At 27.3% G+C, this 26738-nt stretch carries 22 protein-coding genes and 3 tRNA genes; 17 read left to right on the forward strand and 8 right to left on the reverse strand.

Features of this window, described 5'->3' with window-relative positions; translation table 11 throughout:
* Positions 1-20: 20 nt before the first annotated feature.
* From rplT to infC, 3 genes are read right to left on the reverse strand one after another with little or no spacing between them, the layout of a single operon-like run.
* The gene (gene rplT / locus BB_RS00915) at positions 21-368 is read right to left on the reverse strand and encodes a 50S ribosomal protein L20 (RefSeq protein ID WP_023003280.1); all 348 of its coding nucleotides are present in this window, start codon (positions 366-368) and stop codon (positions 21-23) included.
* A gap of 20 nt (positions 369-388) precedes the next feature.
* Positions 389-589 carry a 50S ribosomal protein L35 gene (gene rpmI, locus BB_RS00920; protein WP_002556787.1) on the reverse strand — a complete coding sequence of 67 codons (201 nt, stop codon included), beginning with the start codon at positions 587-589 and terminating at the stop codon, positions 389-391.
* 22 nt (positions 590-611) lie between these two features.
* Complete coding sequence (gene infC / locus BB_RS00925; protein ID WP_002556788.1) at positions 612-1172, reverse strand: translation initiation factor IF-3; 561 nt, start codon at positions 1170-1172, stop codon at positions 612-614.
* A gap of 204 nt (positions 1173-1376) precedes the next feature.
* Between infC and BB_RS00930 the strand changes: the two genes are divergently transcribed.
* Together BB_RS00930 and BB_RS00935 are read left to right on the forward strand one after the other, a co-directional pair.
* Entirely contained in the window at positions 1377-2030 is a 654-nt protein-coding gene (locus BB_RS00930; protein ID WP_002662769.1) for a hypothetical protein, read from the forward strand.
* A 1-nt stretch (position 2031) separates the two neighbouring features.
* Positions 2032-2772: a lipoprotein gene (locus tag BB_RS00935; RefSeq protein ID WP_002662778.1), complete on the forward strand. Its 741-nt coding sequence runs from the start codon at positions 2032-2034 to the stop codon at positions 2770-2772.
* Between the two features lie 58 nt (positions 2773-2830).
* Here the strand turns inward: BB_RS00935 and BB_RS00940 are convergent, their stop codons facing one another.
* Positions 2831-3640: a TatD family hydrolase gene (locus BB_RS00940; RefSeq protein WP_010889700.1), complete on the reverse strand. Its 810-nt coding sequence runs from the start codon at positions 3638-3640 to the stop codon at positions 2831-2833.
* On the reverse strand, positions 3637-4776 hold the full coding sequence (locus tag BB_RS00945; RefSeq protein ID WP_002657606.1) for a tetratricopeptide repeat protein: 1140 nt from the start codon (positions 4774-4776) through the stop codon (positions 3637-3639). Before BB_RS00945 ends, BB_RS00940 begins: the two co-directional genes overlap by 4 nt.
* 336 nt (positions 4777-5112) lie before the next feature.
* Here BB_RS00945 and prfA point away from each other — a divergent pair, with 336 nt between their 5' ends.
* Genes prfA through BB_RS00965 form a run of 4 tightly spaced genes read left to right on the forward strand, consistent with a single transcriptional unit; the run spans position 5113 to position 11263 of the window.
* The gene (gene prfA, locus BB_RS00950) at positions 5113-6186 is read left to right on the forward strand and encodes a peptide chain release factor 1 (RefSeq protein WP_002656432.1); all 1074 of its coding nucleotides are present in this window, start codon (positions 5113-5115) and stop codon (positions 6184-6186) included.
* 2 nt (positions 6187-6188) lie between these two features.
* Positions 6189-7049, forward strand: coding sequence for a peptide chain release factor N(5)-glutamine methyltransferase (gene prmC / locus BB_RS00955; RefSeq protein ID WP_010889701.1), 861 nt, complete (start codon positions 6189-6191; stop codon positions 7047-7049).
* The gene (gene spoT / locus BB_RS00960; protein WP_002657610.1) at positions 7006-9009 is read left to right on the forward strand and encodes a guanosine-3',5'-bis(diphosphate) 3'-pyrophosphohydrolase; all 2004 of its coding nucleotides are present in this window, start codon (positions 7006-7008) and stop codon (positions 9007-9009) included. Before prmC ends, spoT begins: the two co-directional genes overlap by 44 nt.
* Positions 8999-11263 (forward strand): hypothetical protein, encoded by a 2265-nt coding sequence (locus BB_RS00965; RefSeq protein ID WP_023003282.1) that lies wholly within the window; start codon positions 8999-9001, stop codon positions 11261-11263. Before spoT ends, BB_RS00965 begins: the two co-directional genes overlap by 11 nt.
* A gap of 14 nt (positions 11264-11277) precedes the next feature.
* Here the strand turns inward: BB_RS00965 and BB_RS00970 are convergent, their stop codons facing one another.
* Positions 11278-12363: a D-alanine--D-alanine ligase gene (locus BB_RS00970; protein WP_010889702.1), complete on the reverse strand. Its 1086-nt coding sequence runs from the start codon at positions 12361-12363 to the stop codon at positions 11278-11280.
* Position 12364: 1 nt separating this feature from the next.
* Positions 12365-13891: a UDP-N-acetylmuramoyl-L-alanyl-D-glutamate--2,6-diaminopimelate ligase gene (locus BB_RS00975; protein WP_002657618.1), complete on the reverse strand. Its 1527-nt coding sequence runs from the start codon at positions 13889-13891 to the stop codon at positions 12365-12367.
* A 114-nt stretch (positions 13892-14005) separates the two neighbouring features.
* Here BB_RS00975 and BB_RS00980 point away from each other — a divergent pair.
* From BB_RS00980 to BB_RS01010, 7 genes are all read left to right on the forward strand, one after another.
* A tRNA-Cys gene (locus BB_RS00980) sits at positions 14006-14078 on the forward strand.
* 84 nt (positions 14079-14162) lie between these two features.
* Positions 14163-15401, forward strand: coding sequence for a hemolysin family protein (locus BB_RS00985; RefSeq protein ID WP_002656686.1), 1239 nt, complete (start codon positions 14163-14165; stop codon positions 15399-15401).
* A gap of 48 nt (positions 15402-15449) precedes the next feature.
* A complete protein-coding gene (hflK, locus tag BB_RS00990) occupies positions 15450-16385 on the forward strand; it encodes an FtsH protease activity modulator HflK (protein WP_002556800.1) in 936 nt (311 codons plus the stop codon).
* Entirely contained in the window at positions 16386-17357 is a 972-nt protein-coding gene (hflC, locus tag BB_RS00995) for a protease modulator HflC (protein WP_002655940.1), read from the forward strand. It abuts the gene before it with no gap.
* 288 nt (positions 17358-17645) lie between these two features.
* Positions 17646-17718: transfer RNA gene (locus tag BB_RS01000), tRNA-Phe, on the forward strand.
* Positions 17719-17740: 22 nt separating this feature from the next.
* A tRNA-Phe gene (locus tag BB_RS01005) sits at positions 17741-17813 on the forward strand.
* A 28-nt stretch (positions 17814-17841) separates the two neighbouring features.
* Positions 17842-19419 carry an HD-GYP domain-containing protein gene (locus tag BB_RS01010; RefSeq protein ID WP_010889704.1) on the forward strand — a complete coding sequence of 526 codons (1578 nt, stop codon included), beginning with the start codon at positions 17842-17844 and terminating at the stop codon, positions 19417-19419.
* On the opposite strand, the gene rsmD is transcribed toward BB_RS01010, so the two are convergent.
* Positions 19397-19966: a 16S rRNA (guanine(966)-N(2))-methyltransferase RsmD gene (gene rsmD / locus BB_RS01015; RefSeq protein ID WP_002656751.1), complete on the reverse strand. Its 570-nt coding sequence runs from the start codon at positions 19964-19966 to the stop codon at positions 19397-19399. The two genes, BB_RS01010 and rsmD, sit on opposite strands and share 23 nt — an antisense overlap.
* A 52-nt stretch (positions 19967-20018) precedes the next feature.
* On the opposite strand from rsmD, the gene BB_RS01020 reads away from it, so the two are divergent.
* The 4 genes from BB_RS01020 to lmp1 are packed head-to-tail and all read left to right on the forward strand — an operon-like array spanning position 20019 to position 26733.
* Positions 20019-20855 (forward strand): UTP--glucose-1-phosphate uridylyltransferase, encoded by an 837-nt coding sequence (locus BB_RS01020; RefSeq protein WP_002657628.1) that lies wholly within the window; start codon positions 20019-20021, stop codon positions 20853-20855.
* Positions 20842-22587, forward strand: a complete 1746-nt coding sequence (locus BB_RS01025) for a BB_0208 family protein (protein ID WP_023003284.1) — start codon at positions 20842-20844, stop codon at positions 22585-22587. The genes BB_RS01020 and BB_RS01025 overlap by 14 nt, the downstream gene beginning before the upstream one ends.
* 26 nt (positions 22588-22613) lie before the next feature.
* Positions 22614-23381, forward strand: a complete 768-nt coding sequence (locus BB_RS01030; protein WP_002556806.1) for a tetratricopeptide repeat protein — start codon at positions 22614-22616, stop codon at positions 23379-23381.
* Positions 23374-26733, forward strand: a complete 3360-nt coding sequence (gene lmp1, locus BB_RS01035; protein ID WP_020948717.1) for a surface-located membrane protein Lmp1 — start codon at positions 23374-23376, stop codon at positions 26731-26733. Before BB_RS01030 ends, lmp1 begins: the two co-directional genes overlap by 8 nt.
* Positions 26734-26738: the final 5 nt, after the last annotated feature.

Below are 26738 nucleotides of genomic sequence, written 5' to 3' on the forward strand. Positions count from 1 at the left end.
CTCCCAGGAGCTTTGATTTTTCATCTTCTTATTTCTAAAACAATTTTTTTAAAAGCTTCAACATCCTCAATTGCTAAATTAGACAAAATTTTTCTATTAATTTTTATATTAGACTTCAATAAACCCTCAATAAATCTTGAATAAGTAACCCCAGTATCACTTAAAGCAGCCGAAATTCTTGAAATCCACAAGCGCCTAAAATCTCTTTTTCTAACTTTTCTATCTCTTGTGGCATACATCATACCTTTTYTCAAGGTATCCTTAGCTTTTTTATAATTGCTCTTTTTTGTACCCCAAAATCCTTTTGTTTTTTTTAAAATTCGCTTACGCCTTGCAACGTGAACTGTGCCGTTTTTAGCCCTAGCCATATCTATCTCCTAAAATTATTTTAACCATAAGGTAATAAAGTTTTAATTCTTTTAACTTCAAAACAAGAAAGATTGCCCGATTTCCTTAAATTTCTCTTGCGCTTAGAAGATTTTTTTGTCAAAATATGCCTTAAATTTTGTTTTTTATACTTAACTTTACCGTTTACAGTAAAAGAATACCTTTTTTTTGCACTTTTGCGTGTTTTCATTTTATTTGCCATTTCTTCCCCTTTAATTTAATATTTATTTTTTAAACTTAGGCGCTACAATTAAAAACATTGTTTTGCCTTCCATTTTAGCCGCAGATTCCAAAACATAATTCACATCCCCTACTTTTTCAAGAATGCTATTTAAGATACCATATCCTAAATATGTGTGAGCAAGTTCACGACCTCTAAATCTTATTGTAACTTTAACCTTATTGCCATCTTTTAAAAAACCTAAAATGTTTTTTGATTTAAAATCAAGGTCATGAGCATCTATCTTGGGCTGCATTCTGACTTCCTTAAGCTTAATTACTTTTTGATTTTTCTTTTGCTCTTTTTGACGCTTTTCTTGATGGAATTTATATTTTCCATAATCAATAATCTTGCAAACCGGAGGAGATACATTAGGAGAAACCTCAACCAAATCAAGTCCAGCTTCTTTTGCTTTTTTAATAGCATCTTCAATCGATAAAACCTCTTGTGTTCCATTTTCAAAAATAACTCTTACCTCGCGAGCCTTAATTCTGTAATTAATTTTTAATTCCTTGTCATTTGATCTGGACCTATCCCTATCTCTATTGGCATTTCTATTTATCATCTAAAAAATATATACTCCTAAATCAATTAATAATTAACATTAATAATTAATTTTATTATACATTCACTAAAAAGTAAATTCTAGGAATAATGTTTACAAAAAGTAATAAAATCAATAATATTGATAAAACAAATATCCAAATCACACAAGTTTTTAGTCAATCAATTGATTTAAAAAACGTTTAAAAGTAGAATTGTACTTACAATGAGTTTATTTTTATTAACAAGTCTACCACTAATATTAAAAATTTATATGAATATTCGGCTAAAACAAAGTCAAACAAAAAATACCCAAGCCCATGTTTTAGCAATATTTCTTGCAATAACAATGTTTTCTTTTCTTTATTTAACTCAAGAATTTATTCTATACAGATCATTTGAATTAGATTACACATCAAGAATAAGCCTGGGGATTTCAATATTTATCAAAGAACATTTATACTACTATATATTCCCACTATTAATATTTATATTTTTCTTTACTCTAAATGAAAATTCTTTATTTAAAAAAAAATTAACAATACTTATATATTTCACATTTGGACTAATATTTTCTAAAAACTTAGAAATAATAATTCTAAATAGCAAAATTTTTGGAATTTATGAATATATAGAATTACCAATACTTAATGCAATAGAACTAATCTTTTCGGCCATAATTTTTGAAAAGAAAATTAAAAAATGCCAAAAATACTCGGCAAAAGAATACAAAATTATTCTTTCTCCTATTCTATTTTTAGGATTATTTATTGCAACTTTAAAAACATTAATTTTAACCAACATGAGCATCTATGCACTAATAATACTTGGTTTGGCTTTAATATCTATGACTATTAACAATAAATATACTGAGAAATAAAATGTCTGGCCCTAAAAAACTTGCTATAATAGCGCTCTTAGTAATTTCAATACAAGGATGCAAAGAATCTTCTATTATTGAAAAACAATTTAATTATGCAATAATTTTTTCAGATGCAACTGAATATTTTTTTGAAATTCAAACAACTCCATTCATAAAAAACGAAATACTATTTATAAATGACAAAAATTTAGAAATTATAAAAGACAAGCTTAAAACAACAAAAAAAATACTATTAACTCATAAATCAAATAATGAAATTCTAAATAACGAAATTCTAAAAGAGAAAATTTTTTATCTATCAAAAATAAAATTTTCTCTAAAAAAATCTATTGACTTTCTGCTTAACGAAAAATCAATAGATTTGCAAAAAACATTACTATTTAGAGACAAATCTCTAAATAACGAAGACCTTGAATACTTGGAAAAAAAAGGCAAAGAAAAAAATGTCAATATTACTCTAATAAACGAAAAAAACATATCCTATATTCAAACATTCATTACTTCTCAAATAAAAACAATAATATTATTCTCTTTAAGAGATAATAATATTATTTTAAAAAAGATACTAAATTCGCCTTTTTCTAAAAATATAAAATTTGTATTAATTGGCAATACAAGAAAAGACTTAAAAATTATTAAGCTAAAATATATAATCACCCTTAAAGAGCCTGATTTGATAAAAATAGCAAAAGATGTTGAAAAAGATTTTCAATATGAATTTAACATTTATAAACAATAAAAATGATTAAATTTAAAACTAATAATAAACCATACAAATAAATAATTATAAATAAAATTTAATGCAGCAATAAAAGATCTTTAAAGCTATTATATACTGCAAAAGCAACATCATTAACAGAGCAATTTTTAATCCTTGCAATCTCAAGGCATACATATCCTAAAAACAAAGGTGAATTAATTTTGCCTCTCAATGGCACTGGAGCTAAAAAAGGGCTATCCGTTTCTATTAAAAGATCATTTATATTTAATTTGCCAACAAGAATTCTTAAAGGTTGTGCATTTTTAAAAGTTATATTGCCCGAAAAAGAAACTTTAAATCCCAAATCAATAAATTTTTTAGCATGCTCATAAGTTCCTGAATAACAATGCAATATACCCCTATTTAAAAAATTTAAAGACCTTACAATATTATAGACATCATCATAGGCATCTCTTATATGCAAAATAACTGGCCTTTTATATTTATCAGCCAAATACAATTGCTCTTCAAGAGCTTTAATTTGAAATTTCTTGTTATCTGCTTTAAAATAATCAAGACCCATCTCCCCAACGGCAACAACATTTTCACTAATCAAAATTTTCTCAAGCTGTTTAATATCATCTTTAAAATGATCACTTAAATTTAAAGGATGAATACCTGCTGTTAAAAACACATTGGAATAAGGGCTTAAAAGATCTTTTCTGTCATTAAAATCACTAGGATGCAATCCAACATCAAGAAAATAAGAAAAGCCGTTTTTAAAACATTCATTAATAATGTAATTGACATCCAAAGATCTTTTCTTTAATTCATAAAAATGAACATGAGTATCTATTAATTTATCAAAAAAAATAGATTTTTCAGTTTCAAGTAAAGAATCCATCATTCCATTTTTTTCCTAAGAACCGCAAGGTAGTCAATAACAACAATATTTTTCATACCAAGCTGTAAAAAGCTTGATAAAATATCAACAGCATTTCCAATCTGCCCTAATGCTTCATAACATTCAGCAGCATTAACATACAATGCTGAATTTTTAGGATTGTTTTTAATTAAACTTTTAATAGCTATTAATGCTTCTTCATATTTACCTTGTTCCTTTTGAATAAGAGCAAGTCCAAGTATGGCAAACATATCAAAATCAACATCAAGGGCCTTTTTATAATAAATTTGAGAATTTTCATAATCATTTAAATAGCGATAAGCATCGCCTACTCTTGTAAGAACCAAATTATTTTTTGGATCTTTTTCGATAATATCAAGCCAATATTTTAAAGCCTCTTTGTACTCCTTATTGCCTCTATAACAATCAGCAAGTCCAAAAACAGCATAAAAATTGCTAGGTGAAATTTCTAAAGCTTTTTTAAAAAAATAAATTCCTCTGGTAAATTCCCTTAGCTTACGATAACAATTACCAATTGAAGTTAATACTCTAACATCAACTTTAGATTGATTTAATTCATACATTTTAAGCCAATACTTTAAAGCCTCTTTATATTCTTTAAAGTCATAATACAAATGGCCAATACCTACAAGAGCATAATCATTATCAGGTATTAATTCCATTACCTTAAGATAAGTTTGCTTAGATTTTTGAAAATTTTTTAGCTTCCTGTAAGATGCCGCGACTCTTGTTAAAACCGTTATATTCTCAGGATCATATTTTAAATATTCTTCCCATATGTCTGTGGCTTTTTTATAATTATCTAAATTTCTGTAACAATCTCCAAGTCCAAAAAGAGCATAATTATTGCTCGGATGCTTTACAAGACATTTTTGATAATAAACTATTGCTTTATCGTAATTATTCTTCTTCCTTTCAATGTCTCCAAGCCCAACAAGAGCATAATTATTCTCATTATCCTTTTCAAGGATATCAGAAAATAAACTTTCTGCTTCAGAAAGTCTTTCTTCTTTGATCAACTGATACCCTCTTTTTGATTTCTCAGTGACATCAAGAAGTTGATCATCAGAAATGCTCGAGAGATCTCCTAAAGCATCCAAAATTTTTTCATTTAACATAAATACCCCTTTTAAATCGGTTTATCAAAGATATAACTTCAACTACCTCAAACACACCGCAAATAATAATACGTAAAGCTCAATTTATATATAAATACAACAAAACCTAATTTAACTTTAATATCCAACTTAATAACATTTATTATATAAAAAAACATGAAAAAATATAATTGATTTTTTTAATCACGCTTATTCTATTTATTTAATAAAAGCAGTTTTAAAAAAGAATGTTAAAATAAAACATAAATATGGGAATCTACACAAAACTTATTAAAAAGTCTAACAAAAAAATCTAAAATTAATATAAACTATTACTATCTTTCAGGAGAAACCATAATGCTTTTAGAAAAATTAAATTCAGCAACAAGCAAGATTAAGTTGATAGAAGAAAAATTACAAGATATAAATCTAATTAAAGATCAAAAAAAATATTCAAAAATAATAAAAGAATATACATATTTAGAAAAAATAAATACTAAAAAAATTGAATACGAAAAAATATTAAGCCAAATCAATGATACCAAAACCATCTTGGAAAAAGAAGATCAACAAGAAATGAAAGAGCTAATAAAACAAGAACTAATTGATCTGGACAAAAAAAAAGAAGATCTTGAACATCAAATAAAAATACTACTTTTGCCTCAAGATGAAAATGATAGCAAAAATATAATAATTGAAATTAGGGCTGGAACAGGTGGAGAAGAAGCTGCTCTTTTTGCAAACAATCTTTATAGTATGTATATAAAATATTCAGAGAAAAAAAAATGGAAAACAGAAATTATAAACTTCAATGAAACAGAACTTGGGGGATTTAAAGAAATAATATTTGAAATTAAAGGAAAAGATGTATTTAAAAAATTAAAATACGAAAGCGGTGTTCACAGGGTACAAAGAATCCCTATAACAGAGTCTAACGGAAGGCTTCAAACTTCAGCTGCTACTGTAGCAGTGCTACCTAATATTGAAGAAACTGAAATTGACATCAATGAAAAAGATTTAAGAATTGATGTTTACAGATCATCTGGAGCTGGTGGGCAACACGTCAATACAACTGATTCTGCAGTCAGAATAACGCACCTACCAACAGGAATTGTTGTACAGTGCCAAAACGAAAGAAGCCAGCATAAAAACAAAGATCAAGCAATGAAAATATTAAGAGCAAGGCTTTATGAATTTGAAGATTCAAAAAAACAAGAGCAAAGATCAAGCAATAGAAAACAACAGGTCGGCTCAGGAGATAGATCTGAAAGAATTAGAACCTATAATTTTCCTCAAAATAGAATAACAGATCATAGAGCAAACATCACTCTTTATAAATTAGAAGAATTTATGCAAGGAGAACTTGACCCACTTCTTGATCCTTTGATGATAGCACTTCAAGAACAAGAATTAAAAAGCAATAGCATATAGCAATGAATATAAACGAAGTTATAAATTATGCTAAAGGTAMAAATTTAGATACAATAGAAGCACTACTAATACTTGAATTAATTTTAAAAACCAAAAAAGAATTAATAATTGCAAATATAAAAAAAAGCTTAACAAAAAAAGAAAAAAAACTTTTTTTTGATCAAATAGATAAAATAGAAAAAGGAATTCCTATTCACTACATACTTCAAAAGAAAGAATTTATGGGGATTGAATTTAGCCTAAACAAACATGTATTAATTCCAAGGTTTGATACAGAATGTTTAGCAGAAGAAGCCTTAATTCAAATCCAACAAAATGGTTTTAAAAAAATATTAGACTTATGCTGCGGTAGTGGATGCATAGGGCTTTCGATTGCCTATTACATTAGAAAAAAAGTAATACTCTCGGATATTTCAACAAAAGCTTTACAAATAGTTGAAAAAAATACAAAAAAGCTCAAACTTGAAAAATTTGTAGAAATAATTCACTCTAATTTGCTAAAATGTATAAAGGGAAAGCTTGATATAATCATTACAAATCCTCCTTATTTAAATAAAGAAGAATTAGAAATAAAAAATAAAATAAAAAAAGAACCCACAAAAGCTCTTTTGGGATTTGGAAAAGATGGGCTTAATATTTCTAGGAAAATATTAAACCAAGCAAAAGAAAAGCTTAGCCCAAATGGATTAATAATAATAGAATCGGCTCCTTGGCAAATAAAAAGCTTGAAAGATTTTGCAATCAAAAAGGGATTTTCACATTTAAAAACAATTTACGATCTTGAAAAGAGAGCAAGGGCGCTGATATTGGGACAAAGAGATGATACAAGCATACGAAATTGCACATTTAATCAAGATAAATGATCTTGAAAAAGCTAGAAATATTTTTAAAAAAACTGTTGAAAATACTTACAAAGATGAATTTGAACGAAAAAGCATATTCAAAGCTCTAGAAATAGCAGAACAGCTCCACTATGGCCAATATAGAGAAAGTGGAGAGCCTTACATTATTCACCCAATAATGGTTTCATTATTTCTTGCCAAATTTCAACTAGATTTTAAAGCAACTATTGCTGGACTACTGCATGACGTACTTGAAGATACAAATGTTGAAAAAGAAGAAATAGTAAAAGAATTTGACGAGGAAATTTTAAGCCTAATCGACGGTGTAACTAAAATTCATGATTTACACAATAAAACAAGAAGCATAAAAGAGGCTAATACTATCTCAAAAATGTTTTTTGCAATGACACATGATATTAGAATAATAATAATAAAACTGGCAGATAAACTTCATAATATGACAACTCTCTCTTATTTGCCCAAAAACAGACAAGACAGGATTGCAAAAGATTGCCTTTCAACTTACGTTCCAATAGCAGAACGCCTTGGGATCTCATCTCTTAAAACATATCTTGAGGATCTTTCATTTAAGCATCTTTATCCTAAAGATTATAAAGAAATAAAAAATTTTTTATCTGAAACAAAAATAGAAAGAGAAAAAAAATTATACAAAGGAAAATTATCAATAGAAAAAGAACTTCAAAAAAGCGGAATTGAAGCAGAAATTACAGTAAGATCAAAACACTTTTATTCAATATTTAGAAAAATGCAAACAAGAACAAACAAACTTACTCAAATTTTTGATACTCTAGGAATAAGAATAATTTGCAAAAAACAAAAAGAATGTTATGAGATATTAGAAATTGTTCACCGGGTGTGGAAACCAATCCCGGGAAGACTTAAAGACTATATTGCAAGCCCAAAAGAAAATAAATATCAATCACTACACACTACTGTAAGAATACCTGAGGATAACCAGCTTATTGAAATACAAATTCGAACAGAAGAAATGGATAGAATTGCCAATTATGGGGTTGCAGCCCACTGGATATATAAAGAACAAATTGAACTTAAAGCTGATGATCTTTCATTTATAAACCGAATAAAAAAATGGCAACAAGAATCGGCCAACAAAAGTCAATATTCAATGAATGACATACACAAAGAGTTGTTGAATACATTCATATATGTTTACACCCCAGAAGGAGAAGTAGTAGAACTTCCTTTTGGATCAAATTCAATTGATTTTGCATACATAATTCACACAGATATTGGAGATCAAGCTCTTTATGCAAAAATAAACGGAAAAATAAGCTCAATCACAAAACCGCTTAAAAACGAACAAATTGTTGAAATATTCACATCAAAAGACTCAAAACCGGATGTAATATGGCTAAACAGCGTAAGAACAAAAAAGGCCCGATCAAAAATTAGATCATGGCTTAACAAGAATGACAACACAATTTTTGTAGACAACAATATTATTGCTTATCTTGTTGGAGCAAACAAAGAGCAAAGAAAGCTTTTCAGCTTATTCAAATCTTATACCAAAACCAAAATAAAAAGAATTGCAATAGACCCTGAATGTAGTCCAACAACAGGTGAAGATATTATTGGAATAATACATAAAGACGAAATAATAGTGCACAATGAAAATTGTCAAAAGCTTAAATCCTATAAAAAACCCCAATTGATTGAAGTTGAGTGGGAAGCAACACCAACTAGAAAAGTGCATCACATTATTTTACTTTTAAAAGAGCTTAAAGGAATATTTAGCTATCTTGAAAACATTTTCACACTCAATGACGTAAGACTTATTAGCGAAAAAATAGAAGACTGCGGAAATGGTCATGGAATAACAAATATAATAGTCTCATCAAATGCTAAAAATATAACAAAAATTATTTCTGCTTTAAAAGAAAACCCAAATATCTTACAAATAATGCAAATAGAAGAAGACATTAAAAATTATGACAATTAATATATTGTTATTATTGTTATTGCTTAGCTCAACAGGCCCCACCATTGTGCCAAATAAAATGGAAAAAAATGCATTCAATTCAAGCAATAAAATTACAAGCATAGAAACTGAAAAGAACATAAAAACGCACATTAGAAAAATTCATCAACTAAATGAAAGACAAGAAAAAATAATAAACACTTTTAATTATATAAAAAAATATTTTAATACAAATGAAGTTAAATATATGGAATACTCTTTACAAGAGATTGGATTTATTGGATATTCACAAAAAATAATACATTCTAAAATCAAAGGGAAAAACGCAAATACTTATAATATAATCACTCCAATTAAAATACAAAATAATTTAAAAAATAATTTAGCAATTGGAATTGCAATTGAGCTTTTAAATAAACTTAAAAATACTAATCCTGAAAACAACATAAATTTTTTTTTTGTTGAGGATGATTCTTTAGAACAAAATACAATAATTAGTAGCAGAATTTTACTTAGTAATAAGTATTTGGGGAAAAATACAAATACAATATACTTAATGTTAAACGAAAATAAAATAAAAAATAAAATTTACTTAGAAAATGAATCTTTCATAACAAATTCAAAAACAAATTTAGGATTTTTAAAAGCTATTATAAAAACTTTTGAAAAGAATAAACTTGATTTTAATACAGCAAAAATAACTGAAAAAAAATCAAACAATTTGTACAATCTATATCGTGATGAATCTATACCCCTTTTAATAATAAATAATAATTTAAACCCTATATTAACTCAAAATAAAAATACTATTTTTGAAATTTACAAATCAATCGAAGAAACATTAACTAATGAGTACAAAAGTAAAAATACCGATGAAACACACTATATTGTAATTGATACGCCTTTTAAAAAAATAATAATTAATGAAATTGCTTTAATAGCATTAATTTACATTTGTTATAACTTAATTATAATTGTATTTATTAGAAAATTTAAAGAGGCCGGAATAGTTATGAAAAAAGTAAAAAATAATTATTACAAATTAGTAAGATTGTTTTTTACTTTGTTTTTAAGCACTTACATATCCTTATTGCTTACAAATAAAATATTTGCAGGCTATGAAAACACAGCGATTTACAGCATAACAAATCCCAAATATCTAATAACTTTTTTTSCAACTTTGCTCATACATAATCTTTTATCTCTTTTTACATATAATTTCACAATATATTTAAATTACAGACAACTTAAATACCTAGCAATATCAACCTCTATTATCGAACCAATAATATTAATGTTTATTAAAATAGAATTTATCTTAATAATTATCATAAAAAGCATTTTATTATTAATAAAGCCAAATAAAAATACCATTATTCGAAAAATAGTGATATTAATCATTTGGATAATCAATTTTGTATTAATAACATTAATACAAAATACTACATCAATCAAAAATACACTTACACTAAGCTATATAATATCAACTTGTCTTTTCTCTAGCATATTTATTAATATCTCAGAACATTTAAAATCCAAACTCCCAAAAATTAAACAAAATTTAAAAAAAGCTGAAAACCTTGGTCTTGTAACTTTTTTTTTAATAACCACAATCATAATATCCAGCAATATTGATAAAAAAGAGCATGAAATACAAATAGAACAAACGGTTAGCTTTCCTGAAAAAATAAACAAAATAAAAATTGAATATCCAAAAGATAAAAAACATCCTATCCAAATAATTTCAAATGACTTTAATCTAACTTTACAAGCAAACGAAAAAATATTAAAAACTAACATTGAAGTCGATGATGAGCTAATGAATATTGATTTAAAAAAAATAGATATAGCAGAAAGAGCTGTTTATAGTATCGATTTGGTTACTCAAAAAATTGCAAATCAAATCGAGCTGCATTTTAAAAACGCATCTAAACTAATAATTTATCAAAGCAATACTCCTTATAAAATATTGGCTAATAAAATTATCTTTACGCTTAAAAACATTAACTCTAAAAAAACAACAATTGCATTTACTCTTAAATCTCAAGATGACATAGCATATGAAGCATTTGCAAATATTTATATTAAAAAAAATCAAATTAAAATTTACAATAAAACTAATAATACAGAAGAAAAAAATATAAAAATAAATTATTCTTACAAAATAAAATATTCAGGAATATTACCTAAAGCAGAAAAATATAAAAATCTTGAATACTTTAAACTAAAAGATGATAAAGAGATTGAAAATCTAAAAAATTTAAAATTAAATTAATCTAATAATCTAAATTAATTTTCAAAATCAATCCTTTTTTTCCTATTAATGTAACTTTGAAAAGCATAATCAATTAAATTATCCACCAGGTCTTTAAACTGAAGACCATCATTGCTGCACATTTTAGCAAACATAGATATATCGGTAAATCCTGGAATAGTGTTTATTTCATTAAGATAAATAGTTCCTGATTTTTTTTCAACAAAAAAATCAACTCTTGCCATACCTCTGAGTTCTAGATTCTTATAAGTAAGAAAAGCATATTCTTTAATGCTTAATAACTGATTTGTCTCAAGATGTGCAGGAATATTAAAAATAATAGAATTTCCAGGAATAACAGAATATTTAGCATCATAATCATAAAATATAAAATCTTGCACAACAACTTCCCCAGGAGAAAATATTTTCATCTTTTCATTCCCAATAATAGAACATTCGATTTCTCTAGCCTCAATAAACTTCTCTATTACAATAGTAAGGTCATACTTTAAAGCTTCTTTAATAAAAGATTCAATCTGATTTTCGCTGTAAGCTACATTTATTCCAATTGAAGACCCTAATACTGCGGGCTTAACAATAACAGGATAGCCTAAAACCTCCTTTACATTTCTTTTTATTTCTTCTTTGTCTAAAAAATAATCATGCTGTCTAAATCCAATAAAAGGAACCAAAGGGATATCAAAACTTTTAAGCAAAAGTTTGCAAAAATACTTATTACTAGAAATGGCGCTCCCTATAATACCAGCACCAACACAAGGAATGTCCATAACCTTTAAAACCCCTTGAATAGCGCCATCTTCACCGGTTCTTCCGTGAACAACGGGAAAAACAACATCAATTTCAAGATTTTTATTGTTTGAAAAAATTCCAAAACCTGGCAATAAACTAACAATAGGTAAAACATCTGTATTAATGGGCTTGGGAGGATCAGAAACAGAATCTAATAAATACCAAACACCTGTACACTTATCAATATAAACAGGATAAATATTGTATTTATTTAGATCCAAAAGGGCTAAATAAATACTATAAGCAGATTTGCAAGAAATTTCATGCTCAAAAGAAACGCCACCAAATATCAACATAAGATTTTTTTTCAAATCACTTCTCCTTTTCTGATTTTTCTAAACTTAAAATAGCATTTTTAACTACCTCTTGTTCATTCCAAAAAACTTCTCTATTTTTATAAATTATTGAACTTTCATGACCTTTGCCCAAAGCAACAACCAAATCTCCTGCTTTTGCAAGACTTATTGCTTTTTCAATAGCCTGCTTTCTATCAGCAATAAAAAATAAATCCTTATTTTCAACTTTATTTACAATTCCTTTTGCAATGTCTTTAATTATACACATACTATTCTCGCCTCTTGGATCTTCATCGCAAAGTATTATTAAATCAGAATAAATATCTGCGATTTGCCCTTGCAAAAATCTTTTTTCAACATCTCTTTCTCCTGCAGAGCCAAAAACAGAAATCAATCTATTGGTAGCAAATCTTTTAAAAATAGGAAAAAGCTTGGAAAAAGCACCAGGAGTATGAGCATAATCAATTATTACAGAAAAATTTTGCCCCAAATTAATACTATCCATACGCCCATCAAGACTTTTAATGCAGTTAAGTTTATCAACAATATCTTGAATATCGATATTTAAAATTTGAGAAACTAAAATAAGAGCAGCCATTACATTCTCAACATTAAAACTCCCCAGTAGGCTAACATTAGCAAGATATTTAACCCCCTTGTGATAAAATTCAAATCTAGTAGAATCGGTTTTCTCATCAATAAAACTAACAAAAAAATCCGCTTTACTGCTTTTTAAGCTATAAGTAAAAGATTTCTTAACAGCATTCTTAAAATCAGAAGAATAAAGGTCATCAAGATTAATAACCCCAAAACCAGCATCATCACTAACAGACCGAAAAAGACCCAGCTTGACATTCAAATAATTTTGAATTGTGCCATGAAATTCAAGATGCTCATGTCCAATATTGGTAAAAACAACTGCAAAATAATTAACATCAATAAGCCTTGCTGTTTCAAGGTCAAGCCCATGAGAAGTAGATTCAAGAATTGCATATTGAGCTTCATTTTTAACCATGGTGCTTAAAAATGAATGTATTTCCGTAGACTCGGGAGTTGATTGTCTGTAAGGATTTTTAATCAAGCTTCCACTCCCATCATCAAAAAATACTGTCGATATAAAACCTACTTTAACACCCTTTTTTTTAAAAAGAAGATATATATAATAACAAACAGAACTTTTCCCGTCAGTGCCAGTGACTCCAATAACTTTTAATTTTTTTGAAGGCTCATCATAAAAAATATTTGAAAAATTAGACATAAATTTTCTTATGTTAAAGTCATCTACCTTAATATAAGTAACATTAGGACTGTAAAAATCCACATCTCGTGAACACACAACAACATTACTACCCTTTTGAATTGCAATTTCAATAAAATCATGCCCATCAAAATGAATTCCTGGAAGAGCAAAAAACACAAACCTGGGCAAAACCAATTTAGAACTATAAGTAACTCCTGATATTTCTAAATCAAGAGAACCTTTTACACATTTTATTAAATCTTGATCTAACTTTAATAAAACTTCATTAAGTTTTTTATTCATACATTAAAATTTTACATAAAACTAATAAAAATAGCTAAGAAATTCAAAATTATGCTTCAATAGAAAATATATTTACAATTTTCTATTTTTTTAATAAACTAAGCAATGTTACAAGGCGCTGTACCCAAGTGGCTAAGGGAGAAGTCTGCAAAACTTTGATTCGCCGGTTCGATTCCGGTCAGCGCCTTCTAAGATCAAGTCAAAAATATTTTTATACTTAAGGACATAACTTAAAGCATTTTTATTAAAGATAAATTAAAATAATACATATATGCTAGAATTAATCATAATACTACTATTTATAATATTATCTGCTATTTTCTCAGCATCTGAAACAGCTTATACTTCATTAAGCATAATTCAGATACAAGACATAAGAAAAAAGGGGAAATCGGGAATATCCGTGTACAATTTGGTTCAATCTCCTTCAAAATTAATTACTACTATTCTTATCGGCAACAATATATCAAACATTGTAGCAAGCACACTTACAACAAAATTTGTACTTGAAAAATACGGAAACAGCGCACTTGCAATATCAACGGGCCTAATAACAATAATCGTTCTAATTTTTGCCGAAATACTTCCAAAACAAATTGCAATTTTAAATAATGAAATAATTGCCCTATCTACTTCATTTTTTTTAAAGCCATTAATTTTTATATTTACTCCACTAATATATATAATAAACAAAATCATAAAAAAAATATTAAATCTCTTTAAAGTTAAGACTAGCTCCCAAATGACTAAAGAGAGCATAAAAAATATGCTCTCTTTAGCAGGAAGTTTAGGAATTTTAAAAAATGACTCTAGAATATTTATGCAAAAAATGTTAGATATAGATCAAGTAAGAGCTTCTGAAATCATGACCCACAGAACAGGGGTTTTTTCACTCTCAAGCTCATCAAAGCTAAAAGATGTAATCAAATTGATCAAAGAAGAAGGATACTCTAGAATTCCTATATACAAAGGACAAAGCAGAGAACAGATAATTGGGATTTTAATAGCCAAAGACCTCATAGAAGTCAATAAAAAAGATATGAATAAAAACGTTTCTCAATTTATTAAACCAGCTGTATTTGTACAACAAAACAAAAGGATAAAAGACATACTAGATATTATGAGGAAAAAACAAAAAATAATGGCAATCGTAATCGATGAATATGGTGGTTTTTCAGGGATACTTACAATAGAAGACATAGTAGAAAAAATTTTTGGAGCAATATCTGACGAATACGACATTAAAGAGGAAAAGCCTCTGATTACTCAAATCAACGACAATACTTACTCAATACTTGGAGAAACTACTTTTGACGAGATTGAAGAGGCAATTGGGATATCCATTAAACATAAAGAATATACAAATACAATTGGTGGATACTTAATAGATCTGCTTGACAAAATACCAACAAAAAACGAAACCGTAAAAACAAATGATGGAGAATATTTTATTAAGGAAATTCAGAATAATAAAATTGAAACAATAACTTTTATCAAATCTAAAAAGTAGTGACAAAATTCGCTTACTAAAAATAATTTAAAACATTAGGAGAAGCAGATGTTTGACATAAAACAAATTTTTAATAAAACTTATGAATATTTAATAATTATTATTACCCTGATACTAATATCAATAATAGTTATTGCAAACATATTCATAGTAGGGCCATCAGAAGAGGCAATTGTACTTCGCCTTGGCAAGCTTAACAGAACTCTTGATTCAGGAATACACGTCAAGATTCCATTAATTGAAGAAAAATTTATCGTACCTGTAAAAATAGTCCAAGAAATTAAATTTGGATTTCTAATATCTCCAAGCGATATTAGAGAAAATGATAATGCAAACGACGAAAGCAGGATTATTACTGGGGATTTAAATATCATAAACATTGAATGGTTAGTGCAATACAAAATAAGAGATCCTTATTCATTCAAATTTAAAGTAGAAGATCCTGAAACAACAATTAAAGATATTGCAAAGTCATCAATGAATAGATTGATTGGGGATAATACTATTTTTGAAATAATAAATGATAACAGAGTGGGAATAACAGAAGGCGTAAAATCTTCTATGAATGAAATAATAGATAATTATAATTTAGGCATTGATGTAGTGCAAGTACAAATTAGAAATGCCCTACCCCCAAAAGGAAAAGTTTATGAAGCTTTTGAAGATGTAAACATTGCAATTCAAGACAAAAATAAATACATAAACGAAGGGAGAAAAGAATTTAATCAAATAGTTCCCAAAATCAAAGGTGAAGCATTAAAGGTTATTGAAGAAGCTAGAGGATATAAAGAAAGCAGAATAAACAATGCATTAGCAGACACAGAAATTTTCAATGCCATATTAGACGCTTACTTAAAAAATCCCGATATCACAAAAGAAAGACTTTACAATGAAACCATGAAAGAAATACTTGAAAACAAAGATAACATTGAATTAATTGACAAAAACTTCAAAAATTTTCTACCATTTAAAGAGGTAAAATAAATGAAATTTATAATAAATCTTTTATTATCTACTATAAAGATTATAACCTTTACAGTAATAGTTTGCTTGACTATTTTGTCTATTTTCCAGCCAATTTATATTTTGAAAGAAAATGAAATTTCAATAACCACTCGACTTGGAAAAATTCAAAGAACTGAAAATTTAGCTGGACTTAAATATAAAATACCATTAATTGAAAATGTGCAAATATTTCCCAAAATCATTCTTAGATGGGATGGAGAACCTCAAAGAATCCCAACAGGAGGGGAAGAAAAGCAATTAATATGGATTGATACAACTGCTAGATGGAAAATTGCAGACATAAATAAATTTTACACAACAATAAAAACAATGAGTAGAGCTTACGTTAGAATTGATGCAGCAATTGAACCTGCTGTTAGGGGGGTTATTGCAAAATACCCTTTGCTTGAAATTATAAGAAGCTCAAACGATCCTATTCAACGTTTGTCTAATGGAATACTCACCCCACAAGAAACAAAAATTAACGGTATTTATAAAATAACAAAAGGACGAAAGATAATCGAAAAAGAAATAATTCGTATAGCAAACAACAATACCAAAGATATTGGAATTGAAATTGTAGACGTACTAATAAGAAAAGTTACTTATGACCCAAGCCTTATTGAATCTGTAAACAACAGAATGATCTCAGAAAGACAACAAATCGCAGAAGAACAAAGAAGCATAGGATTAGCTGAAAAAACAGAAATTCTTGGAAGCATAGAAAAAGAAAAACTGAAAATATTAAGTGAAGCAAAAGCCACTGCTGCAAAAATAAAAGCCGAAGGGGATAGAGAAGCCGCAAAAATTTATTCAAATGCATATGGCAAAAATATTGAATTTTACAAATTCTGGCAGGCATTAGAAAGCTATAAAGCAGTATTAAAAGATAAAAGAAAAATTTTCTCAACAGACATGGATTTCTTTCAATATCTTCACAAAAGAAATTGAAAGTTTATTAGTATAAATTTTTTCTTTAAATACCTGTAAAATATATATTATTAATCTATTATTATAGATTAAATAATAATGCAAATCTTTATTTAAATTTAAAAAAATACCCAAAAAATATTTTACTACACACCTTGAAAAATTAACTAAATTTTTAGAAATTGTCCATTTTAAAGCCTAAAAACTAGCTATGAATCATTTTTTTAGCACTACATTTGAAAGCTAAAATTTAAAAAGAGTTGACAAACATATATACTTATGAAAAAATTAAGGTACTAGAATAAAAATGCTGCTGTAGCTCAGTTGGTAGAGCATAGGACTGAAAATCCTTGTGTCAGGAGTTCGATTCTCCTCGGCAGCATGCATTTATTTAAATTACAATTGTCGCTGTAGCTCAGTTGGTAGAGCATAGGACTGAAAATCCTTGTGTCAGGAGTTCGATTCTCCTCGGCGACATTTATTTAAAGATTAAAAGGATCTCAAAGTGATACTTAAAGAAATAAAGCAAATAAAAGATCTAAGCGAACAAGACATAATTTTCTCAAGAATAGGAAACTTATCAAAACTTGGCACAAGAATAAATGAAAAAATCATTAAAATACTTTCCAAAGGCAATACGCCATACATTCCTGTACTTAAAAAAGAAGAAGATGAATCATATGAAGACCTGATAAAAAAAATAAATGAAGAAATTTTAAATGATGATCTTAACTATTTAAGAGAAAAGCTAATAGATAACCTAAAAGATGTATATAAGCCCTTTAAGGAAGACGATCCAATATTTATTACCAAGGGCAAAAAACCACTCATGAAAATAAATACATTGATGGAGACTGAGCCTAATCAAATTTATTGGAAAGAAATATTGGAAGGAAGCTTTAAAATACTTCCAAGACATAAAATAACATCTTTGCAAAAAATTTTATTAGAAATATATCATTATTTTGATGTTAAAAAGCTTAGGACAAAAGAAAACCTTAAAGATAAAAAAACTTTAAAAAAATTATATTTATACTCTGCTAGAAGAGACTATGAATTTTTTAAAGGAAAAGTCAAAACAGAAGGTGATTCAATACTACTACATTCAGTCGATACAACAATTTACTTTTTAATTACAATTGCAAATTTAAACAAAATAAGGTCTTTGAAAAATGCACCTCGTTCAACTATTAAATTTTTTCTTGATAAAACTGAATATAACGAATTTACAGAATTTTTTTATGCAGAAGACATGATACTACAAGCCGCACTTGGATCATTGCTACACTCAATAGGATTAATGCATATAACAATATTGGAAAATATGGGGAATAAAATAAGCCTTAAAGACAAAAATTTTAAAGAACATCACAAATTAAAAATAGAGCACTTGGAAAAAAATATTAACATTGCTAAAAATTTGTTTAGAATAAGAGAAGATATTTCAGCTATTACAAAAATGATAATCAATGGACAAAAAGACTACCTTGATGCTACTGGACATCCACAGCTAAAAATCAACAAATTTATTCATGAACTTGTTAGAATTTTTTGTATAGTAGACACTTACGATGAATTGGTAAATCCAATAATAATTAAAGAAAGTGCTAACCCTTTAGAGACTGTTAAATTCTTAATAGAAAATAGTGGGAAATACTACTGGAGCAGAAAAGAGCCAAAAGAGCAAACAAAAAACAAAAAATTTGACATTAAAATGCTAGAAAATTTTTTAACAATACTTGCACCTTTTGATTATGGGCAAATAGTAGATGTAAACAAAAAAAATAATAATGAAAATCTTTTTCAAGCTGCTGTTCTGGAATACAAAATGAGCATTGCGCCAAATCTATCTATAATAAACAAAAAAAACCAGACTTACAAAATAGAAGAAATAATAATGGATCTTGAGAACAAAGAAATTTTAATAAAAGATGCAAATGGAAATTATAAAAAAAATCCATTAAACAATGTGGATGATTTTGTAATAAAAAACAGTATTCCAGAATTAAATAAAAATGAAATTCAACTCATTCCCTTTAGTTATGAAAAAAAAATAAATCCTACAATATTTTCAAAAAAATAAGTTTTGACCCCCCATACCTTTTTAAATTATAAACTGAAAATTTTGATGTATTTATCTCCAAATCTTCATTAGAAGGATAATGCATAATGATGCTAACTTTATCATTTAAAATTTTACCCTTTAAAATAATCTCAAGCAAATTAATCTTATTTTTATAATTAAACGGGGGATCAAGATAAATAAAATCATAAAAAAGATCTTTTTTACTCAAAAAATCCTCTGCTCTTTGAAAAAAGAATTTATAAAATTCCTCAACAAAACTAAAATTCTCAACTAATGTAATTTTAATTTTTCTATTACATTCAACAAGATGAGCAAGACTAGCCCCCCTGCTAAGAGCCTCAACAGACATTATACCAGTCCCTGCAAAAACATCCAAAAATTTTGAATTAACAATATCCTTGAAAATAATAGAAAAAAAGGCTTCTCTAACAAGAGACATCACAGGACGAACAGAGCCATTCTTAGGAAACAAAATCTTTTTACCTTTATATTTGCCCGAACTTACATACATAAATAAAAATTTTAAAACAATTTTAAAAAACAATGAATATATAAAATTAAATTTTTGCTATAATCTTATTTTAAGAGAGAAAAATATGAAAGGCATTATTCTGGCAGCTGGGTATGGAACAAGATTTTTACCAATAACAAAAACAATTCCAAAAGAAATGCTACCAATTTTAAACAAGCCAGCCATAGATTATATTATTCAAGAATTTATCGATTCAGGAATAAAAGATATTTTATTAATAAGCTCAAGAAGAAAAAAAGTTCTTGAAGATTATTTTGACAGAGAAATTGAACTTGAAAATATTTTTTTAAAAGAAAATAAAAAAGATGAATTAGAAAAGATTAGAAGCAAAAAAATCAACATAAGCTTCATAAGACAAAAAGAAATGCTAGGCACAGGAAATGCCCTACTTTATGCAAAACCCTGGATAAATAGAGAGCCTGTAGTTGTAGCTTACCCTGACGATCTTTGCATTGGAAATCCACCATTAAGCTTGCAATTGATCAAACTTTATGAAAAAACTGGAAAGAACATAATATCTATCATTGAAAATCCAGAAAATATAAATAGATACGGAGTAATAGATCTCTACAAAGACGAAATCCATGTAAAAAACATTATTGAAAAACCAAAGATTGGAAGTGAGCCTAGCAATAAAGCATCTATTGGAAGATTTTTGTACAATTATGAGTTTTTTGAACATTTAGAAGAAGGATTCAAACTACATAAAAAAGGTGAATACTATCACATTTATGCTTTAAAAAAGCTAATGGATCAAAAAAAAGTATTATATAAAAACATTGAAGGGAAAAGAATTGACATAGGAACTCTTGAGGGTTATCTAGAGGCAATAATAAATTCTGCCAAAAAAGATAAAAAATTAATGGGAATTATCAAAAAAGGAATAAATGAAAACGATTAAAAAGGATTCAGAATTTTATGATTCCCTTGCCACATTAAAAAAGCATATAAACAAATATATAGAAGAAAAAGTTTTAAAATATAGCATTTCTTCCCAGCTTTACAAATTAGAAAAACCTGAAATAATTGAACTTATAAAAATTAGCAATGATTATGAAAAAGAAAAAAATGCATTTAACACTTCACTTGAAGAATGCTACTACAAAAACACTCAAAATGAAGCAATTAAAAAATGGATATTAGAAATAGTAAGAAACAAAAATTTTATTCAAATAAGCAAAGAAGCCAATCTCAACACCAAAAAACTAGGAACAACATACAAACTAAAATCTAGCAACTTTTTAAAACTAATTGAAATACAAAATAGCCCTTATTATTCTCAAGAAAAAAAAGACATTTACAAGCAAATTATATTAAATTTTTCCAGCAATATTAACATTGACAGCCTAGAACAAACAATAGATATTCTGGTAGCTGTAAGAAACAGAAATAAAATTAAAATATTAAATATTTTAAATAAAAATTTAAAATATCGACCAGAAAATCAAAAAGTTTTTAAATCAAGCTTAACCAATAAAGAAAGTAGACTAATAAAATTAAAAAGAATGCTAATACTTACATATTGGCCAGTTGGATGTTTGAGCAAAAATATTTTTATTAAAATTTTAATAAAACMTTACAAATACTTGGAAGAAGAAATTCTAGCGCTAAAATACAATGAAATTTTAAACTACTTACGTGCACTAAAAACTTTAAGTCTTAATGAAATTTTTTATAAAGGTTCGAGTAAAAATATTAGCTTTAATTATTTTTTTAGCGATTTCACACAATACGCCCCAAAAGATTTTCAAGACACATTAAAGTGTTATTTATATGTAATTGAAAAAACAATAACAAAAAAATATTTAACTTGGTTTTTCAAAGACAAAATATCTAATAATTGGGAATCTTTCATAGATGCACTTGAATACATTGAAAAACATAAATTAATCAACATAAAAGAAAAAATAAAAGAAATTATAACTGCAAAATTTCAAACAGAAGATTTTTTTATATCTTTTGACAAAACAAATTTCAACCCATACGAAAGCTCAATCTTTAAAGAAAGATACATTAAGAGTGCATTTTTAGAAATTATTATGCATTATGTCAAAAAAAATTCTCAGAATATAGAAACTTATGGCTGGATTGCATTCTATATTTATGCTGATAATAAGGATAAAAAAATTTTTTGTCAACGCATGAAAGAATTTTTCAAATCTAAAACCTTTGAAATACAAAATCAAATATTTGTATATTTTCTATCTTTTTACCCAAATATTGAATATAAGCATTTCAAATTTATATCAGACATACTACTCTACCTTGACGAAAATAAAATTACAATACCTAAAAAAATAATAAAAATACAAAAAATAAATCCTAACCAACTAGATTACCAAAAATCATATCTTTTAATAAAATCACTAAAAACAAGATCAAGGATTTTAAAAATTATTATCAAAAATATAAGATTTAATCTTATTGAAAAACTGGAAGATGAAAATGAGAAAAAATTATTACCTGCAATGTGCTATTTAATATATTGTGAGAATTTGGTAGAATTAAAAAACAATAGAAAGATAAAATCTAATGAAAAAAATAGTTTATTAGAATTTATTTCTTTTTTCAAAACAAAATTGAAGCAAAAAATAAATTTTAAAAAAGAGCTTATGAAATCTAAAGGCATTTAATCTAAAATAAGTATAATGGGAAAAGAATGAGGATTTATTTATTTTTAAATAAAAATTACAAGATTTTTATTTTATTTTTAATTTTAATATTAAATTCAAAATTGGCATATTCTCAAAGGCTAATTAGAATTGGCAAAGAAGAGATGAAAAACAAAAATTACATTCAAGCAATCGAAACACTAAGTGATGCTATTAAAAAATATCCAAAAGTACAACTCGGCTATTACTTTTTATCAATAGCATACAGAGAAAATAATCAACTAACAGAAGCAGAAGGAGCATTGCTCGATGGAATTGCAGTAGGGGGTGAAATCGACTACATACTATATTATGAATTAGGCAACATAATGTTTAACAGAGGGGAAGGTTACTATCCTTTAGCAATAAAATATTATTCTAATTCTATTAAAAGTAGACCTAATTATGACAGTGCGCTACTAAACAGAGCTAATGCCTATGTTCAACAGGGCAAAATAACTTCTAAAGAAAAAGAATACCAAAAAGCTTGGGACTCTTATACTATGGCTATCCACGACTACTCTCAATTTATTACCCTTAGATCAAAAACAGAAAAAAAAGACAGCATTTTGCTTATAATAAGCTATTTAAGAAATGAAAAAATTAATCTTGAACAACTTGACAAAAGTTTGAAGGGGCGAACCGAGCATATTGTATACGCAAAAGAAGATAAAAATCAAATACTTAAAGATAGTTTTAAAGACAACCTAGAAACAAATTCTTTAATTGAGCTAGAAAAACTTAATTGGCAAGAGGAGTTATACATAGATGAATAAAAAACATACAAATTTTTCGGTATTATTGCTTTTAATTTTCTTACTTATCTTATCATTTGGGGGCTTTGGTTACTATATATATCAAAGCAAATTAAATGACAAAAATCGAGAAATAATGCTAAACGAAGTTAAAAATAGCGTAATAGATCGAAACTATAAAAAAGCATATTCTGTTGCAAAACTTCTGCAAGACAAATACCCCCAAAATGAAGACATTGCAATGCTTACAAATACACTAGCAGAAATTGCCAACAGTAGTCCTTTTGAATCAAAAGACTTGCAAAGAGATTCTGCTAATCAAATCTTAGACAAGATCAAAGGTCAAGACAATACAAAAACAAATGTAAACGAAAATTTTGATATAGCATTTAATAATAGATACATTAAAGACAGCACAATAACAGAAAACTACTCTGACAGAAACGATGATGTTGGCATTGAAGATGAAGACATATCTGAATTTAAAAAAAGCAAAATCCCAGAAAAAATAAAACCAAATACAAACCCAAAAGAAGAAGACCAAATAATACAATCTCCAAATCCGAAATTAAGTGTTAATGACCAAAAAAATTTATTTAATTTGGAAAAACTAAAAAAAAATTTAAGTGGAAAATCAAATAGTGAAAATATTTTAAACGATTCTCAAAAAATAGAAAATGATAAGCAAAACACAAATTTATCCAAAGAAAAAAATTCGGAGAATATTTTAAAAACTCCGGACAACAGTAAATATTCAAACAATAACAATACTACATCTTTAAAAAAAATTTCTTCAAATTCCCAAAAAGAAAGTGAGCTTTCTCCACCCAGTCAAACAATAATAGGGAAAATTTATAGGCCATATAGCTACTTGATAAAAAAAGAGCTCTATGAAATATTAGACGATATTAATACCGGAAGAGTCACACTTGGAAAAAACAGATTAAAAGAATTAATTAAAAAAGGTCTAAGCAACAAATTTCAAAAAGTAAATGAATTGATTGAAAATTCAAAAAATAAAGAAGCTTCAAATTTACTATTAACCTTAATAAAAAAAGATATTGAACCAAATCTCATTAATATACCAAAAGATCCTTACAAAAAAGAAATTTTTCAATTAGATAAAGAAGACAAAAAGCCTCAGTACCTAGAGGACCTTAAATCTAAAGTTCATTCAATAAAACCCATTGATCTTGAAAACACAAAATCACGCCAACAAGCCATTAAGGATCTAAACGAATTCTTGAAAAACAATCCCAATGACGCTCAGGCCTCTAAAACTTTAGCTCAAGCTAATAAAATACAACACCTAGAGGACCTTAAATCTAAGGTTCATTCAATAAAACCCATTGATCTTGAAAACACAAAATCACGCCAACAAGCCATTAAGGATCTAAACGAATTCTTGAAAAACAATCCCAATGACGCTCAGGCCTCTAAAACTTTAGCTCAAGCTAATAAAATACAACACCTAGAGGACCTTAAATCTAAGGTTCATTCAATAAAACCCATTGATCTTGAAAACACAAAATCACGCCAACAAGCCATTAAGGATCTAAACGAATTCTTAAAAAACAATCCCAATGACGCCCAGGCCTCTAAAACTTTAGCTCAAGCTAATAAAATACAACACCTGGAGGACCTTAAATCTAAGGTTCATTCAATAAAACCCATTGATCTTGAAAACACAAAATCACGCCAACAAGCCATTAAGGATCTAAACGAATTCTTAAAAAACAATCCCAATGACGCCCAGGCCTCTAAAACTTTAGCTCAAGCTAATAAAATACAACACCTGGAGGACCTTAAATCTAAGGTTCATTCAATAAAACCCATTGATCTTGAAAACACAAAATCACGCCAACAAGCCATTAAGGATCTAAACGAATTCTTAAAAAACAATCCCAATGACGCCCAGGCCTCTAAAACTTTAGCTCAAGCTAATAAAATACAACACCTGGAGGACCTTAAATCTAAGGTTCATTCAATAAAACCCATTGATCTTGAAAACACAAAATCACGCCAACAAGCCATTAAGGATCTAAACGAATTCTTAAAAAACAATCCCAATGACGCCCAGGCCTCTAAAACTTTAGCTCAAGCTAATAAAATACAACACCTGGAGGACCTTAAATCTAAGGTTCATTCAATAAAACCCATTGATCTTGAAAACACAAAATCACGCCAACAAGCCATTAAGGATCTAAACGAATTCTTGAAAAACAATCCCAATGACGCCCAGGCCTCTAAAACTTTAGCTCAAGCTTATGAAAACAATGGAGATTTGCTAAAAGCAGAAAATGCATACGAAAAAATTATCAAACTCACAAATACCCAAGAAGATCACTATAAACTTGGAATCATTAGATTCAAGCTTAAAAAGTATGAACACTCAATAGAATCATTTGATCAAACAATAAAACTCGACCCAAAACATAAAAAAGCACTTCATAACAAAGGAATAGCTTTAATGATGCTAAATAAAAACAAAAAAGCAATAGAATCTTTTGAGAAAGCAATACAAATTGATAAAAATTATGGCACCGCCTACTACCAAAAAGGAATAGCAGAAGAAAAAAATGGCGATATGCAACAAGCATTTGCAAGCTTTAAAAATGCCTACAATCTCGACAAAAACCCCAATTATGCATTAAAAGCAGGAATAGTATCAAATAACTTGGGCAACTTCAAACAAAGTGAAGAGTATTTAAATTTTTTTAATGCCAATGCAAAAAAACCTAACGAAATTGCTATTTACAACCTATCAATAGCAAAATTTGAAAACAATAAACTTGAAGAATCTCTTGAAACAATAAACAAAGCCATAGATTTAAATCCAGAAAAAAGTGAATATTTATATTTAAAAGCATCTATAAATCTTAAAAAAGAAAATTACCAAAATGCTATATCACTTTACAGCTTAGTAATTGAAAAAAACCCTGAAAATACTTCAGCCTATATAAACCTGGCAAAAGCATATGAAAAATCAGGAAATAAAAGTCAAGCAATCTCAACTCTTGAAAAGATAATAAACAAAAATAATAAATTAGCCTTAAACAATCTTGGGATACTTTACAAAAAAGAAAAAAATTATCAAAAAGCAATTGAAATTTTTGAAAAAGCAATAATCAATTCAGATATTGAAGCAAAATATAATCTTGCAACCACTCTAATTGAAATTAATGATAACACAAGAGCTAAAGACCTTCTAAGAGAATATACAAAATTAAAACCAAACAATCCAGAGGCCTTACATGCACTAGGAATAATAGAATATAATGAAAATAACAATGATCAAACACTAAGAGAACTTATAAAAAAATTTCCAAATTACAAAAAAAATGAAAATATTAAAAAAATAATAGGAATATAAATTTC

Source organism: Borreliella burgdorferi B31, from assembly GCF_000008685.2.
GTDB lineage: Bacteria > Spirochaetota > Spirochaetia > Borreliales > Borreliaceae > Borreliella > Borreliella burgdorferi.